Source organism: Allobosea minatitlanensis, assembly GCF_964020775.1.
Genome location: NZ_OZ224509.1, coordinates 2957732 through 2971422 on the forward strand (window position 1 = coordinate 2957732; position 13691 = coordinate 2971422).

Below are 13691 nucleotides of genomic sequence, written 5' to 3' on the forward strand. Positions count from 1 at the left end.
CGGCGAAGTGCCGTGGTATTTCCAGAGCAGCGCGGCCGAGGCCGCCGTCCGGAAGCTCTCCGGCGTCGTCGGCATCGCCAACGCCATCACCATCAAGCCCGCCATCCAAGCCGACGACGTCAAGCACGGGATAGAGGACGCGAAGCGCAACGCGGAGTTCGAGGCCAACCAGATCCGCGTGGTGGTGTCGGGCGGACGGGTGACGCTCGAAGGCAAGGTGAAATCCTGGCGCGAACGCGTGCTCGCCGAGCGGGCCGCCTGGGCCGCCCCCGGCGTCAGCGTGGTCGAGGACCATCTCGCCGTGGCCTGAGCGTTTCCGGGAGGCGGCAGGCCGGGCGAGGTGATCCGTCCCGGGCGGCCTGCCGCCTCCGGCCCGTTCCGCCGTCTCAGGCCGGAGGCCGGCCAGGCGCCTTCGTCAAGCCGCAGGTTTCGAGGCGCTCGAGGAAGGCGTTCTGCCCCGCCAGGATGCGCAGCCGCGCCTCGGGCAGCGGGAACCATGCCGCGCGGTCGATCTCGGGAAAGCGCTGGATCCGGCCGCTGCCCCGCGGCCATTCGAGCTCGACGATGCTGCTGCAGCGATGGTTTTCCGCGTCGAGATCGCCTTCGAGCGCGAAGGCTTCGACGATCTTTCCCGCCCGCTGCCGTATTCGCCCGAGCGGAACGAGCGGCCCCTCGGGCACGCTTCCCAATTCCTCGGCGAACTCCCGCCGCGCGGTGTCCGCGGCGGCTTCGCCCGCCAGCGGCTCGCCCTTCGGAATCGACCAGGCGCCACAATCCCGACGCCGCCAGAACGGGCCGCCCGGATGCACGAGCAGCACTTCGGCTCCGTCCCGGCCGAGGCGATAGAGCAGGATGCCGACACTGCGAGGAACCATAAAAAATCTCCGCCGACGCCCGAATTTGCGTTGTGTCAAGGACCGGGCGGCGCAGGCCTGGGAAACTCCCATCGCCGCAGTCAGGCGGCTGAGACAATTCAGGAGGTTCTCATGCCTACGACGAAACCTGTCTCCGACGCTCTCGCCACGGACCGGATCGGCACCACCGCCATGGTCGACGAAGGCATGCAGATCGTCAAAGCGCAGCTCGCCTCGGCGGCCGTGCTGCCGCAGACGATCTGGGAGACCCAGTTCGCCGTCACCGCCGAGATCCTGGCCTTCATGGGGCGCCGGATGCAGGCCCAGGCGGAGCTCTGCGCCAGGCTCGGCCGCTGCAAGGAGATCGGCCAGGCCGTCGACGTCCAGCAGGATTTCGCCAAGGGCGTCAGCGGCGCCTATGCGGACGAGGCCGAGAGGCTGTCGACGCTCGCCCGCAGGAATATGGATGCCTGGACCGGGGTCGGCGCCGAATATGTATCGGGCTGGACGGGCAACCAGAAGGCCGCAGCCTAGGGCATGCTGATGTGACGCGGAACCACGCGGTCATCCCGGGCTTGACCCGGGATCCATGCCGGAGCGCTTGCGATCGAGGCTCAGGCATGGATCCCGGATCGCTGCGTCCGGGTGACCCGCGTTTCCATCAAAACGCAGCACGTTCCAGATCGCCGCGCATCCGGCAGGACGCGGCCGCGGTGACCTATCGGCCTGCAGTTGCATCGGATCTTTCCGAAGGGCGGATTCCCCTTTTCGGTCCGATGCCATGGCGGTCCGGCCGGAAGCTCGCCCGAGCTGGCATGCGCCCGGCCCGGACGGCGTCGTCAGGGGCTGGCGAGGGGCGGCGACGAGCTTCGCCGGAGCGGCCGAGGCGATCGGCGTCTTCCGGGACGCGGCCCGGCTCGCCGGGACGATCGGCATGCGGGCGCCGGGCACGGCCGAGACCGGCGGCGAACAGCTCGATGTCGTCAGGCCGAACCGTGCGGACCAGCGATGCGCCGTCGCCGACGGCGATCTCGTCGAAGAGGCGGGTCGGGGGAAGGTCCCGAGCCAGGGCTCATCTTTGCAGCACATAGGTTCCGGGCGCGTCGCAGAGCGGTTCGCAGCCGCGCGCCGCATTGCCCATGGCGGGCGGCGCGACCCGCTCCGGCGAGGACAGGCCGGAAAGCCACTCCGCCCAGGCCGGCCACCACGAGCCCTCGCGCACCGGGGCCATGGCGAACCATTCGTCCGGGCCGAGACAGACGTCGCCATGCCGCTTGCGCAGGCTCCGGTAGTGCCGGCCGGCGTGGCCCGGCTCGCTGACGATGCCGGCATTGTGCCCGCCGCTGGTCAGCACGAAGGTGAGGTCGCCGTCGGTCAGCAGGTGCAGCTTGTGGACGGAACGCCAGGGAGCGACATGGTCCGCTTCCGTCGCGACCCCGAAGATCGGCGTGCGGATGTTCTGGAGCGCCGCCGGCCGGCCCTCGACCATGAAGCGGCCGCTCGCCAGATCGTTGTCGAGATAGAGGCTGCGCAGATACTCCGCATGCATGCGGTAGGGCATCCGCGTCGAATCCGCGTTCCAGGCCATGAGGTCGAACATCGGCGAGCGCTCGCCCATCATGTAGTCGCGCACCAGCCGCGACCAGATCAGGTCGTTCGAGCGCAGGAGCTGGAAGGCCGCCGCCATCTGGTCGGACGAAAGATAGCCGCGGTTCCACATCATGCTGTCGAGGAAGCGCAGCTCGCTCGGGTCGATGAACAGGGCGAGCTCGCCCGGCTCGCTGAAATCGGTCTGCGCCGCGAGGAAGGTCAGCGAAGCCAGCCGCTCCTCGCGGTCGCGCGCCATCGCCGCCGCGGCGATCGCCAGGAGCGTCCCGCCCAGGCAGTAGCCGGCGGCGTGAACCTTCGCCCCCGGCACGATCGCCGCGATCGCGTCGAGCGCGGCGAGGACGCCGCTGCGGCGGTAATCCTCCAGGGAGAGGTCGCGGTCGTCGGCGTCGGGATTGCGCCAGGAGATGCAGAAGACCGTGTACCCCTCGCCGACGAGGTAGCGCACCAGCGAATTCTCCGGCGACAGGTCGAGGATGTAGTACTTCATGATCCAGGCCGGCACGATCAGGATCGGCTCGGCATGGACGCTCGGCGTCGTCGGCGCGTACTGGATCAGCTCGATCAGATGGTTGCGGAAGACGACCTTGCCGGGCGTCGCCGCGACGTCGCGGCCGACGACGAAGCGTTCGGCGCCGACCGGGGGCTGCCCGGCGAGCTGGCGCCGCCAGTCCTCGGCCCAGTTCCTCCAGCCCTCGATGAAATTGGCGCCGCCGGTCGCGCGGGCGCGCTCGATCACCTCGGGGTTGGTCAGCGGATTGTTCGAGGGCGAAAAGACGTCGAGGATCTGCCGGGCCACGAAGGAGACGACCTCCTCGTGATGGCGCTCCACGCCCGGAACCTCATGGGTGACGTTGTGCCACCATTGCTGGTTGAGCAGGAAGGCCTGCGCCATCAGGCTGAAGGGCTGCCTGCTCCATTCCGGCGCGGCGAAGCGGCGATCGCCCGGCAGCGGCCTGATGCAGGGATCGGCATCCTCCTGGAAAGCGCCCGCCAGGGCGTGCCCTCCCAGGCGGGCCGCCTTGCGCGCCGCCTTGCTGGCGAGCTCGAGCTGCTTGCCCGGGGCGGAGGCCAGATGGATGGCCCAGTCGAGATAGGCCAGCGCCAGGGCGGTCGGCGAGAACCCCCCGGTGAATTTCGCGCTGGCGGCTTCGCGGAGGCGGTCGATCGCCGCGAAGGCCTCCTCGCCGAGCGTCTCCTCCCGGCAGGGTTGCTGCGCGGAGCCTTTCGCAGTCAGGCCGGATCGTGGCGACGAATGCATGGTTTCTTCCTTCGGGACCTTCATCGACCATGCCCTCCGAAAGCGGCACGCTCCTTGCGCTCGATCAAAGCCGATACCGCGTCGCGCCGGTATTTTCGAGGCGCGCTGACCGGAGAATTAGAAGGCGATGGTTCTGCACGCTCCGGGCCGGCCGCTGGTCGCGGAACTGCGCTCCGACCCCGTCCCCGCTGCCGGCGAATTGCGCGTCAGGGTCGAGGCCTGCGCGATCGCCCATGAAGTTGGCGAGGAGTTTGTCGTATCGTGTTGCGACCCTTCGGAACTGCTTGAGCCTGTCGAAGAAGCGCTCGATCCGATTTCGCTCCTGGCGGCGTGGATCTTGGGCCCCCCTTTGACCCTGCCTGCCCCGGCCGCATGCTGGCGGGCGCGCACGATGGTGGAGTCGATCATCAGCCATTCCAGATCGACGTCCGCGGGCCAATGCGGCCAGCATGTCGTCCAGAACGCCCATAGCGATCCAGCGATGGTAACGTCGCTTCACCGACTGGTAGTCGCCAAGCCGCTCCGGCAGATCGCGCCAACGGCCGCCTGAATGCGCCATCCACAACAGCGCGTCGAGGAACTTGCGGTTGTCGGTGCGCGGGCCGCGCTTGCCCTTGCGACCGCCAGGCACAAACCCTTGATCCGCTCCCGCTGATCGTCCCGAAGCGCATCGCAATCCATCGCCGATCTCCAAAATCAGCGTTGAAGCTGATTGGCACCCTCCTAGGAATCCCAATTCCTTCAATCGCCACTACCGCCTAGAAGGCGCGTGCGCGGCCCGCACCGGGGCGGTGGCTGCCTGCCGCTCCCCGGCCCCTGGCCGCCCGCATCGCCAGAGGCTTCAGCAGCTCGGCGAGCACGAGATAGCAGGCCGCGATCGCCAGGATCGAGAGCAGGACGGGCCCCGGCACCGCCACGAAGCCGAAGGGATGGCCGAGCGGCGTGAGGGCCAGGATCAGCGCGGCGGCGAGGGCCCCGAGCGAGGTCAGCACGAGCAAGCGATGCGGCCGGCTGCGCCAGCACGGCGCCGCCGTGCGGATGACGAAGATCACCAGGATCTGGGTCAGGATCGATTCGACGAACCAGGCCGTCCGGAACATCTCGACGCCGGCGCCGAAGACGCCGAGCAGCACCGCGAAGGTCACCGCGTCGAAGACCGAGGAGAGCGGTCCCATGACGAGGGTGAAGCGCAGCACGGCGCGCATGTCCCAGTGCTGCGGCTTCGCGAGGTCGCCGGGATCGGCCTCGTCGAAGGGGATGCCGACCTCTGAGAGGTCGTAGAGCATGTTGTTGACCAGGATCTGCAGCGGATTGAGCGGCAGGAACGGCAGCACCATCGAGGCCAGCGCCATCGAGAGCATGTTGCCGAAATTCGAGCTCGTGCCCATGCGGACATATTTCATGATGTTCGCATAGGTGCGCCGGCCCTCGGCGATGCCCTGCGCCAGGACGCCGAGATCGGGCGCGAGCAGGACGATCGCCGCCGCCTCGCGCGCCACCTCGGTGCCGCCCTCGACCGAGAGGCCGACATCCGCGGCATGGATCGCCGGCGCGTCGTTGATGCCGTCGCCGATGAAGCCGACGGTGTGGCCCGCCCGGCGCAGCGCCAGCACGATGCGCGCCTTCTGCTCGGGAGCGACCCGGACGAACAGGTCGACATGGCGGACGCGGGAGCTCAGCGCGGAATCGCCGAGCGCCGCGATCTCGTCCCCGGTCATCAGGCCCCGCGCCGGCAGGGCCAGGCTCTCCGCCAGATGGCGGACGACCGGAGCGGCGTCTCCCGAGATGACCTTGACCCGCACGCCGGCCTGCGCGAGCTGGCGGATCGCCTCACCGGCGGAGGCCTTGGGCGGATCGATGAAGGCGGCGCAGCCGGCGAAGACCAGCCCGGCCTCGTCCTCCCGGCGCAGCTCTCCGGTTCCCGGCGGCATCGTGCGGCGGGCGACGCCGAGCAGGCGCAGGCCTTCCGCTCCCTTGGCCTCGAAGAGGGCGAGAATCCTGCCCCGGCCGGCGTCGTCCAGCGGTTCGACGCCGCCATCGGCCCGCTCGAACCGGTCGCAGAGGGCGAGCAGCGCCTCCGGAGCGCCCTTGACGACCATCTCCCGCTCGTCGCCCCGCGCCACCAGCACCGAGGAGCGGCGCCGCTGGAAATCGAACGGCAGGTCGGCCAGCGGGCGCCAGGCCCCGTCATCCTCTGCCGCGGCGGCGAGCAGGGCACCGTCGAGATTGTTGCGCAGCCCGCTGCAGAAGCGGCTGTTCAGGCGGGCGAGCGCGGTGACATGGGCGCTGTCCGAGCCGTCGCAGCCGAAGCTGCCGACATGGGCGATCCGCGCCTCCGTCAGCGTTCCGGTCTTGTCGGTGCAAAGCACGTCCATGGCGCCGAGGTCGTGGATCGCGGAGAGGCGCTTCACCACGACCTTGCGTTGCGCCATCCGCAGGGCGCCGCGGGCGAGCGTCACCGTCATCACCACCGGCAGCAGCTCCGGCGTCAGCCCCACCGCCAGGGCCACGGCGAACAGGAAGCTCTCGATCGACAGCCCCTGGCGCACGAGCTGCGTCAGCAGGACGAACAGCACCAGGAAGCCGGTGAGGCGCAGGATCAGCATCCCGAGCCCGTGGACGCCGCGCTCGAAGGCGGTCGGCGGCTCGCTGGCCTGCATCGAGCGGGAGATCGCGCCGAGCCTGGTGTCGGCGCCGGTCGCGACCACCAGCATCCGCACCGTGCCGGCGACCAGGCTCGTTCCGCCGAACAGCGCGGCATCGGCACTCCCGCCGCCGGGATCGGAGGGAGCCGCCAGCTTCTCGACCGGAAAGGGCTCGCCGGTGAGCACGGCCTCGTCGGCCATCGCGTCATGGCTTTCCAGGATCAGCCCGTCGGCCGGGATCAGGTCGCCGCCGTGAAGCGCGACCACGTCTCCCGCCACCACCTCCCGCACCGGGATCTCGACGGGCTTGCCGCCGCGAAGGGCCGTGACTTCGACCGCAACGGTGCGCCGCAGCGCGTCGACGGCGTTCTCGGCCTCGGTCTGCTGGAAGACATCGAGGGCGATCGACGCCAGGACGATGACGACGATGATGACCAGGCTCTGCCAATCGCCCGTGGCGCCCGAGATCAGCGCGGCGATCAGCAGGATCGCGATCAGGGGCTCGACGAGCCGCCGGGCGATCTTGAAGAGCAGGCCGCGCCGCAGGCTGGTCACGGCGACATTGGGGCCGCAGCGGCGCAGGCGCTCGGCCGCCTCCTCGCCGCTCAGCCCGTCCGCGCTCGTCCCGAGGCGGCGCAGCAGGGCGTTCCGGCCCTCGTGCCAGAACTCCCCGTCGCCGGCCGCGCCCGCCTTGGCGGGTTCCATGGTCATTCCGGGCTCCCGCCGATGCGTCCGTCGACCACGGTCACGATCCCGTCTCAGCGGCGCGCCAGATCCATGTTGTGGGCCGAACGGCCCGGACGTTCAAGGCGTGATCGCCACCTTGAGCACGCCGTCGCGCTGATGGGCGAACAGCTCATAGGCATCCTTGATGCGCTCGAGCGGGAAGCGATGCGTCACCAGCGGCTCCAGATCGACCCGGCCGGAGGCGACGACGTCGATCAGCCGGCGCATCCGCTCCTTGCCGCCGGGGCAGAGCGTGGTGACGATGCGGTGGTCGCCGAGCCCCGCCGCGAAGGCGCCGAGCGGGATCGTCAGGTCGCTCGAATAGACGCCCAGCGAGGACAGCGTCCCGCCCGGCCGCAGCACGCGCAGCGCGGCGGCGAAGGTCTCCTGGCGGCCGAGCGCCTCGATCGCGACGTCGACGCCCCTTCCGTCGGTCAGCCGCATGATCTCGTCGACCGGGTCGCCCTTCGAGAAATCGACGATCTCGTCGGCGCCGAGCCGGCGCGCCACCTCCTGCCGCGCCGGCACGCTCTCCACCGCGATGATCCGCGTCGCGCCCATCAGCCGGGCGCCGGCCGTGGCGCAAAGCCCGATCGGCCCCTGCGCGAAGACGGCGACGCAATCGCCAATCTTGACCCCGCCGCTTTCGGCGCCGGAGAAGCCGGTCGACATGATGTCGGGACACATCAGCACCTGCTCGTCTGTCAGGCCGGAGGGCACATGCGCGAGATTGACCATGGCGTCCGGCACCAGCAGATATTCGGCCTGGGCGCCGTCGATGGTGTTGCCGAAGCGCCAGCCGCCCATGGCCTTGAAGCCGTGGCGCTCGCCCGGCCCGTCCTGCGAGGCGCAGCCGCAGAGGCAGGCGGCGCTGTGCCCGGAGGGCGTGATCGCGCCGGCGATCACCCGCTGCCCTTCCTGGAAGCCCTTCACCTCCGAGCCGAGCTTCTCGATCACGCCCACCGGCTCGTGGCCGATGGTGAGGCCGCGCGCGACGGGATACTCGCCCTTGAGGATATGGATGTCGGTGCCGCAGATCGTCGTGGTGGTGATACGCAGCAGCGCGTCGAGCGGCCCCACCTCCGGGACGGGCTTGTCCTCGAGCTCGATGCGGCCGGGCTCCGCGAACACCGCCGCGCACATCATCTTGGGTCGGCTCATCCGCCGCGTCTCGTGCGCGGACCGCACATCGGATTGAAACACAGGTGACATGATCGCTCTCCGAAATCGTCGAGATCGTGCCAGCTTGCCGAAAAACCGCGCGGCTGCATTGATTCAGCGCAAAACGGCCGCAGATCCCGTGCCGTTTGACGGAAATCAATGTGGCCCGCCCGGTTTCGTCGCTCGATAGCGGCGCAAGAGCAGCCATCGACGCGGAGGTCGGCATGAACGGCAGCACTCTCTCCCCGGGCGGCGCGGCACAGGCGCTGGCCCTTCGCGGCACGGCCTATCGCGACATCGCGGTCCATCTCGACGGCTCGCCGGAAGACGAGGCGCGCCTCGCCCATGCCGAAGCGCTGGCAGAGCAGCATGGCGCGCGCATCACCGGGATCTTCACGAATCTCCTGCCCGACCCCGCTCTTTTCGCCGGCGATTTCGGCATCACCGCGATCGGGCAACTGGTCGACGCCGTCACCGAGGAAGGAGACGCCAGCGAGAAGCGGCTGCGCCAGCGGCTGACCCGGCTCGGCCCCGCGCATGAGCTGCGCCGCCTCGACGCCTTCCCCGGCCTTCTCGAGCAGGCCGTCGCCACCGAGGCGCGCTGGAACGACCTGTTCGTCGCGAGCTGCCCGCGCGACGAGGACCAGGCGCGCTGGCGCCCCCTGATCGAGAGCGTGATGTTCGACGGAGGCCGGGGGCTGTACCTGCTGCCGCCCGAAGCCGCGCCGCGCGCGCCGGTCCGGACCGTGCTGATCGGATGGACGGATACGCGCCAGAGCGCCCGGGCCGTGGCCGAGGCCTTGCCGCTGATCGCGCAGGCGACGCAGGTCCATGTCGTCGCGGTCAGGGAGGAGGCCCATGGCCGGATGGGCGGCGCCGAAGTCCTCGCCGACATCAGCGCCCATCTCGCCCGCCACGGCGTCGAGGCGACGGCGACCGTGCTGAACACGGACACCACCGCGACCGACGCCATCCTCGCCGAGGCGCGCAGGATCTCCGCGGACCTGATCGTGGTCGGCGCCTACGGCCATTCGCGCTTCCGGGAATGGGTGCTGGGCGGCGTGACCGCGGACCTGCTCGAAAGCTCCCCCGTGCCGCTCCTTCTCGCCCACTAAAGCATCGGACCCAAAGGAGGAATCCACTTTTCCAAAAAATCCGATGCACCAGCAATGAGATGGATCATTGTTACCGCGTCCGAAGGATGCGCGATGATCTCGCCCGGCCGAAGCGGCGGACCCTCCCGGCCCGCCGCGCCCCGGCGCTATCCGAGCGTCTTTCTGACGATGACGAGACGGGCGTCGTCGGGGCAGTCTTCGACCTCGAGGCCCTGCTCCCGCTCGATCTCGATCGCCTCGCGATTCCGGCGGTCCTCGAGGGACTCGATGACCTTCACACCCCTGGCCCGAGCCAATTCGCAGACATAGCCGAGCATCTCCCAGCCGGTGCCCTTGTGCTTGTGCTCGCTGCGGATCGAGATCGCCACCTCGCCTTTCTGCGAGGCGTCGTCGCAGGCCAGGCGGATGTCAGCCGAGGAGGCGCGCCCATCGCCATGGACGCAGCGGCGTCCGAGCTGGAGGATGTCCTCGATGCCCTATGCGAGCAATGCCGATCTGCCGCCCTCCGTGCGTGGCCACCTGCCGACGCATGCGCAGGATATCTACCGCGCGGCCTTCAACCATGCCTTCGCCGCCCATGCCGCCGATCCCGGTCGCGAGGAGACCGCCCACCGCATCGCCTGGGCCGCGGTCAAGCGCTCCTATGCCAAGGCCGGCGATCGCTGGATTCCCTTGGACGGCGGCCGCCGGGGGAACGATGATGATTGAACCCGGCCCGCTCCGGCCTTTCGACCCGATCGGCAGGATCGCGCGAACGCCCGGCAGCGGCCCGGCCTTGTACCGTTCGACGTTTGAAATCAGCAGGCTGTCCGGAGGATCGACATGCGCGTCTCAGAAATCATGACCTCGCCGGTGGTGGGGGTCGAGCCTTCCGCCTCGGTCGAGGATGCCGTCAAGCTGATGCTGGGCAACCATATCAGCGGCCTTCCCGTGGTCAGCGGCGACGGGCATCTTGTCGGCATCGTGACGGAGGGCGATTTCCTGCGGCGCGGCGAACTCGGCACCGCCCGCAGGCGGCCGCGATGGCTGCAGTTCTTCATCAGCCCCGGCAAGGACGCGGCGGAATACGTCCAGTCCCATGGCCGCAAGGTCGAGGAGGTGATGACCGCCGAGCCGGTGACGATCTCGGCCGAAGCCTCGCTCGCGGACCTGGTGGAGCTGATGATCGCCCGCAAGATCAAGCGGGTGCCGGTCGTCGACAAGGGCAAGCTCGTCGGCATCGTGGCGCGGTCGGATCTGATGCGCGCCATGCTGCGCTCCATCCCCGCCTCCGCTCCCGCCGCCAACGACGACGAGCGCATCCGCCGGGCGATCGCCGAGGAGCTGGCGAAGCAGCCCTGGTCCAACGCCATCCGGGTCGATGTCGATCACGGGATCGCCGAGCTCTCCGGCGCGATCTTCGACGAACGGGCGCGCGACGCCGCCCGCGTCGCCGCCGAGAACGTTCCGGGGGTCAAGGGCGTCAAGGACCAGCTCGCCTGGATCGAGCCGCTGTCCGGCATCTACATCCTGCCGGACCCCCCGAACAAGGCGTGAAGCCCCGCGGGTCGGGCAGGAAGCCGGGCGCCCTGCCCGGGCTCTCCCGCGCATGACAGGCTTCCGGGCGGCTTTCCGCCCGGAAGCCTGCGAGCCCCGAAAGCGCTGCGCCGGCCGCCCCATTCCCGACATCTGCATGGCCTGCCGATCCGTATCGGTGGGCCTTTTCGCATGCGGCGGGATGCGGCCGCCCTCCCCGCGCGGCGCTCGCCGCGAAGGCCGGATCGGCCTGCGGACGGGCGGCCCGCGCCGGGCGGCGCGACGCCCCTTGCCGGACGATCGAAGGGGCCGCCGGCCCCGCAGCCGCGCCGCGCCGCGCCGCGGCGCCGCCCCTGTTGCCATCAACTGATATACTAGTATATGAATCGCTGAAAGACACGCCTCGGGAGGGCGCCCATTGACCATCGGCAGCAAGATCGCTGCAGGGACCAGCGCGGCCGGGCGGCGGACAGCCGCCTCGATCATCCGCGATGCGCTGCGGGCGGAGATCGTCTCGCTGACCATCGCGCCGGGCGCGCCGATCTCCGAGAAGGAGATCGCGGAAGCCTATTCGGTCAGCCGCACCCCGGTCCGCGAGGCGCTGCTGAAGCTCGCCGATGAAGGGCTGGTCTCGATCTTTCCGCAGTCCGGCACCTTCGCGGCGCTGATCCCGTTCCGGACCCTGCCCGAGGCGCTGATCATCCGCCGCGCGCTGGAGGAAACCTGCGCCCGGCTCGCGGCCGAACGCGGCGCCGGCCTCGCCGACCCGCTGGCGCGGATCATGGACGACATGGCCGGGCTGGCCGCGCGCGGCGACCGCGAGCTCTTCCACCGCGCCGACGACGCCTTCCATGCCGGCATCGCCGCGCTCGCCGGCCATCCGGGGATCTGGCGCTTCACCCAGCAGGTCAAGCTGCAGATGGACCGCTTCCGCCGCCTGACCCTGCCCCAGCAGGGGCGCATGGAGCGCGTGCTCGCCGAGCACGGCGCGGTGCTCGCGGCGATCCGCCGGGGCGACGCCGATGCGGCCGCCCGCGCCATCGGCGAGCATCTCGGCAAATTGTCCGACGACCTGGCCGCCGTGGCGGAGCTGAACCAGCATTATTTCGACATGGGCGAAGGCTCGGAGCGGCCACGTCGCTCCCCTCAGCCGAACACCCGACTGGAGACCACATGACCATCGATATTCGCCAGGTTTCACACCCGGAAGCCGTGAAGCATTTCGACACCGCGGCGCTGCGCCGGCATTTCCTGATCGAAACCCTGTTCGTGCCCGGCGAGGTCAGGCTGACCTACAGCCATCTCGACCGCGCCATCGTCGGCGGCGCCATGCCGACGGCCGGCGCCGTCGTGCTGCCGACCCCAAAGGCGGTCGGCACCGACGCCTTCCTGAAGCGGCGCGAGCTCGGCGTCGTCAATATCGGCGGGCCCGGCAAGGTCACGGTCGGCGGCAAGGACCATGCGCTGGCCAAGCGCGACGCGCTCTATGTCGGCAAGGAGGCCGGCGAGGTCTCCTTCGCCAGCGACGACGACGACGACCCGGCCAAGTTCTACCTGCTTTCGACGCCGGCCCATGCCGCGCACCCGACGCGGGTGATCCGAGAGGCCGAGGCCAAGACCATCGCGCTGGGCGAGCAGGCCACCGCCAACAAGCGCGTCATCCGCCAGTACATCATCCCGGGCGTCTGCGAGACCTGCCAGCTCGTGATGGGGGTGACCACGCTGGAGGAAGGCAGCATCTGGAACACGATGCCGGCGCATACCCATGACCGGCGCTGCGAGATCTATCTGTATTTCGACCTCGCCGCCGATGCCCGCGTCTTCCATCTGATGGGCGAGCCGCAGGAAACCCGCCACCTCGTCGTCGCCAATGAGCAGGCGATCCTCTCTCCCGGCTGGTCGATCCATTCCGGCGTCGCCACCCGCGCCTATTCCTTCATCTGGGGCATGGGCGGCGACAATGTCGACTACACCGACATGGACATGGTCGCGACCGGGGAGCTGCGCTGATGTCCGGGCGCTCGCCCTTCGACCTGAGCGGCCGCACCGCCATCGTCACCGGGGCGAATACCGGCCTCGGCCAGGCGATCGCGGTGGCGCTGGCGCAGGCCGGCGCCGGCATTGTCGCGGTCGGCCGCTCGGGCATGGCCGGGACGCAGGCGCTGGTCGCCGCGACCGGCCGGCCCTTCCACGCGATCACGGCCGACCTCGCCACGCTGGAGCCGATCGGGCGGATCGTGCAAGAGGCGGAAGCCGCGGCGAAGGCGGACGGTTCGCGGCTCGACATCCTGGTCAACAATGCCGGCATCATCCGCCGCGCCGACGCCATCGACTTCACCGAGGCCGACTGGGACGCGGTGATGGACGTCAACCTGAAGTCGGGCTTCTTCCTGACCCAGGCCGTGGCGAAGCGGATGCTCGCCGACGGCAGAGGCGGCAAGGTGATCAACATCGCCTCGCTGCTCTCCTTCCAGGGCGGCATCCGCATCCCCTCCTACACCGCCTCGAAGAGCGGGCTCGCCGGGCTGACGCGGCTGCTCGCCTGCGAATGGGCGCAGCACGGCATCAACGTCAACGCCATCGCGCCCGGCTATTTCGCGACCAACAACACGCAGGCGCTGCGGGCCGATCCGGAGCGCAACGCGGCGATCCTGGCGCGCATCCCGGCCGGGCACTGGGGGCAGCCGCAGGAGCTCGGCGGGGCGGCGGTGTTCCTCGCCTCGGACGCGGCCGCCTATGTCCATGGCGTGGTGCTGCCGGTCGATGGCGGCTGGCTGGCGCGCTAGGCTGAGGAGGAGCGCGTCCG

General features: G+C 69.9%; 13 protein-coding genes and 1 pseudogene. 8 read left to right on the forward strand and 6 right to left on the reverse strand.

Annotated features, from left to right (window positions below):
• Positions 1-7: 7 nt before the first annotated feature.
• Positions 8-310 carry a BON domain-containing protein gene (locus ACWH43_RS14515; RefSeq protein WP_260347895.1) on the forward strand — a complete coding sequence of 101 codons (303 nt, stop codon included), beginning with the start codon at positions 8-10 and terminating at the stop codon, positions 308-310.
• Between the two features lie 76 nt (positions 311-386).
• On the opposite strand, the gene ACWH43_RS14520 is transcribed toward ACWH43_RS14515, so the two are convergent.
• Positions 387-875 (reverse strand): NUDIX domain-containing protein, encoded by a 489-nt coding sequence (locus ACWH43_RS14520; protein WP_158445829.1) that lies wholly within the window; start codon positions 873-875, stop codon positions 387-389.
• Between the two features lie 111 nt (positions 876-986).
• Here ACWH43_RS14520 and ACWH43_RS14525 point away from each other — a divergent pair, with 111 nt between their 5' ends.
• The gene (locus ACWH43_RS14525) at positions 987-1388 is read left to right on the forward strand and encodes a hypothetical protein (RefSeq protein ID WP_158445819.1); all 402 of its coding nucleotides are present in this window, start codon (positions 987-989) and stop codon (positions 1386-1388) included.
• 538 nt (positions 1389-1926) lie between these two features.
• Here ACWH43_RS14525 and ACWH43_RS14530 read toward each other — a convergent pair.
• The 4 genes and pseudogenes from ACWH43_RS14530 to ACWH43_RS14545 all read right to left on the reverse strand — a co-directional run bounded on the left by ACWH43_RS14530 (position 1927) and on the right by ACWH43_RS14545 (position 8255).
• A complete protein-coding gene (locus ACWH43_RS14530) occupies positions 1927-3723 on the reverse strand; it encodes a PHA/PHB synthase family protein (RefSeq protein ID WP_158447981.1) in 1797 nt (598 codons plus the stop codon).
• Between the two features lie 229 nt (positions 3724-3952).
• Positions 3953-4404: pseudogene (locus ACWH43_RS14535) on the reverse strand (IS5 family transposase); the annotation flags it as partial.
• Positions 4405-4481: 77 nt separating this feature from the next.
• Complete coding sequence (gene mgtA, locus ACWH43_RS14540; protein WP_158445774.1) at positions 4482-7079, reverse strand: magnesium-translocating P-type ATPase; 2598 nt, start codon at positions 7077-7079, stop codon at positions 4482-4484.
• A 93-nt stretch (positions 7080-7172) separates the two neighbouring features.
• Positions 7173-8255, reverse strand: coding sequence for an NAD(P)-dependent alcohol dehydrogenase (locus ACWH43_RS14545; RefSeq protein ID WP_158445773.1), 1083 nt, complete (start codon positions 8253-8255; stop codon positions 7173-7175).
• A 224-nt stretch (positions 8256-8479) separates the two neighbouring features.
• Here ACWH43_RS14545 and ACWH43_RS14550 point away from each other — a divergent pair, with 224 nt between their 5' ends.
• Positions 8480-9370: a universal stress protein gene (locus ACWH43_RS14550; RefSeq protein WP_158445772.1), complete on the forward strand. Its 891-nt coding sequence runs from the start codon at positions 8480-8482 to the stop codon at positions 9368-9370.
• 146 nt (positions 9371-9516) lie between these two features.
• Here the strand turns inward: ACWH43_RS14550 and ACWH43_RS14555 are convergent, their stop codons facing one another.
• A complete protein-coding gene (locus tag ACWH43_RS14555) occupies positions 9517-9738 on the reverse strand; it encodes a hypothetical protein (RefSeq protein ID WP_448153526.1) in 222 nt (73 codons plus the stop codon).
• 103 nt (positions 9739-9841) lie between these two features.
• Between ACWH43_RS14555 and ACWH43_RS14560 the strand changes: the two genes are divergently transcribed.
• The 5 genes from ACWH43_RS14560 to kduD all read left to right on the forward strand — a co-directional run bounded on the left by ACWH43_RS14560 (position 9842) and on the right by kduD (position 13671).
• A complete protein-coding gene (locus tag ACWH43_RS14560; RefSeq protein ID WP_158445770.1) occupies positions 9842-10078 on the forward strand; it encodes a ChaB family protein in 237 nt (78 codons plus the stop codon).
• 114 nt (positions 10079-10192) lie between these two features.
• Positions 10193-10906, forward strand: a complete 714-nt coding sequence (locus tag ACWH43_RS14565; protein WP_158445769.1) for a CBS domain-containing protein — start codon at positions 10193-10195, stop codon at positions 10904-10906.
• Between the two features lie 397 nt (positions 10907-11303).
• Positions 11304-12062 carry a GntR family transcriptional regulator gene (locus ACWH43_RS14570; protein ID WP_260347896.1) on the forward strand — a complete coding sequence of 253 codons (759 nt, stop codon included), beginning with the start codon at positions 11304-11306 and terminating at the stop codon, positions 12060-12062.
• Positions 12059-12895: a 5-dehydro-4-deoxy-D-glucuronate isomerase gene (gene kduI / locus ACWH43_RS14575; protein ID WP_158445768.1), complete on the forward strand. Its 837-nt coding sequence runs from the start codon at positions 12059-12061 to the stop codon at positions 12893-12895. The genes ACWH43_RS14570 and kduI overlap by 4 nt, the downstream gene beginning before the upstream one ends.
• Positions 12895-13671, forward strand: a complete 777-nt coding sequence (kduD, locus tag ACWH43_RS14580) for a 2-dehydro-3-deoxy-D-gluconate 5-dehydrogenase KduD (protein ID WP_158445767.1) — start codon at positions 12895-12897, stop codon at positions 13669-13671. The genes kduI and kduD overlap by 1 nt, the downstream gene beginning before the upstream one ends.
• The last annotated feature ends 20 nt before the right edge of the window (positions 13672-13691 follow it).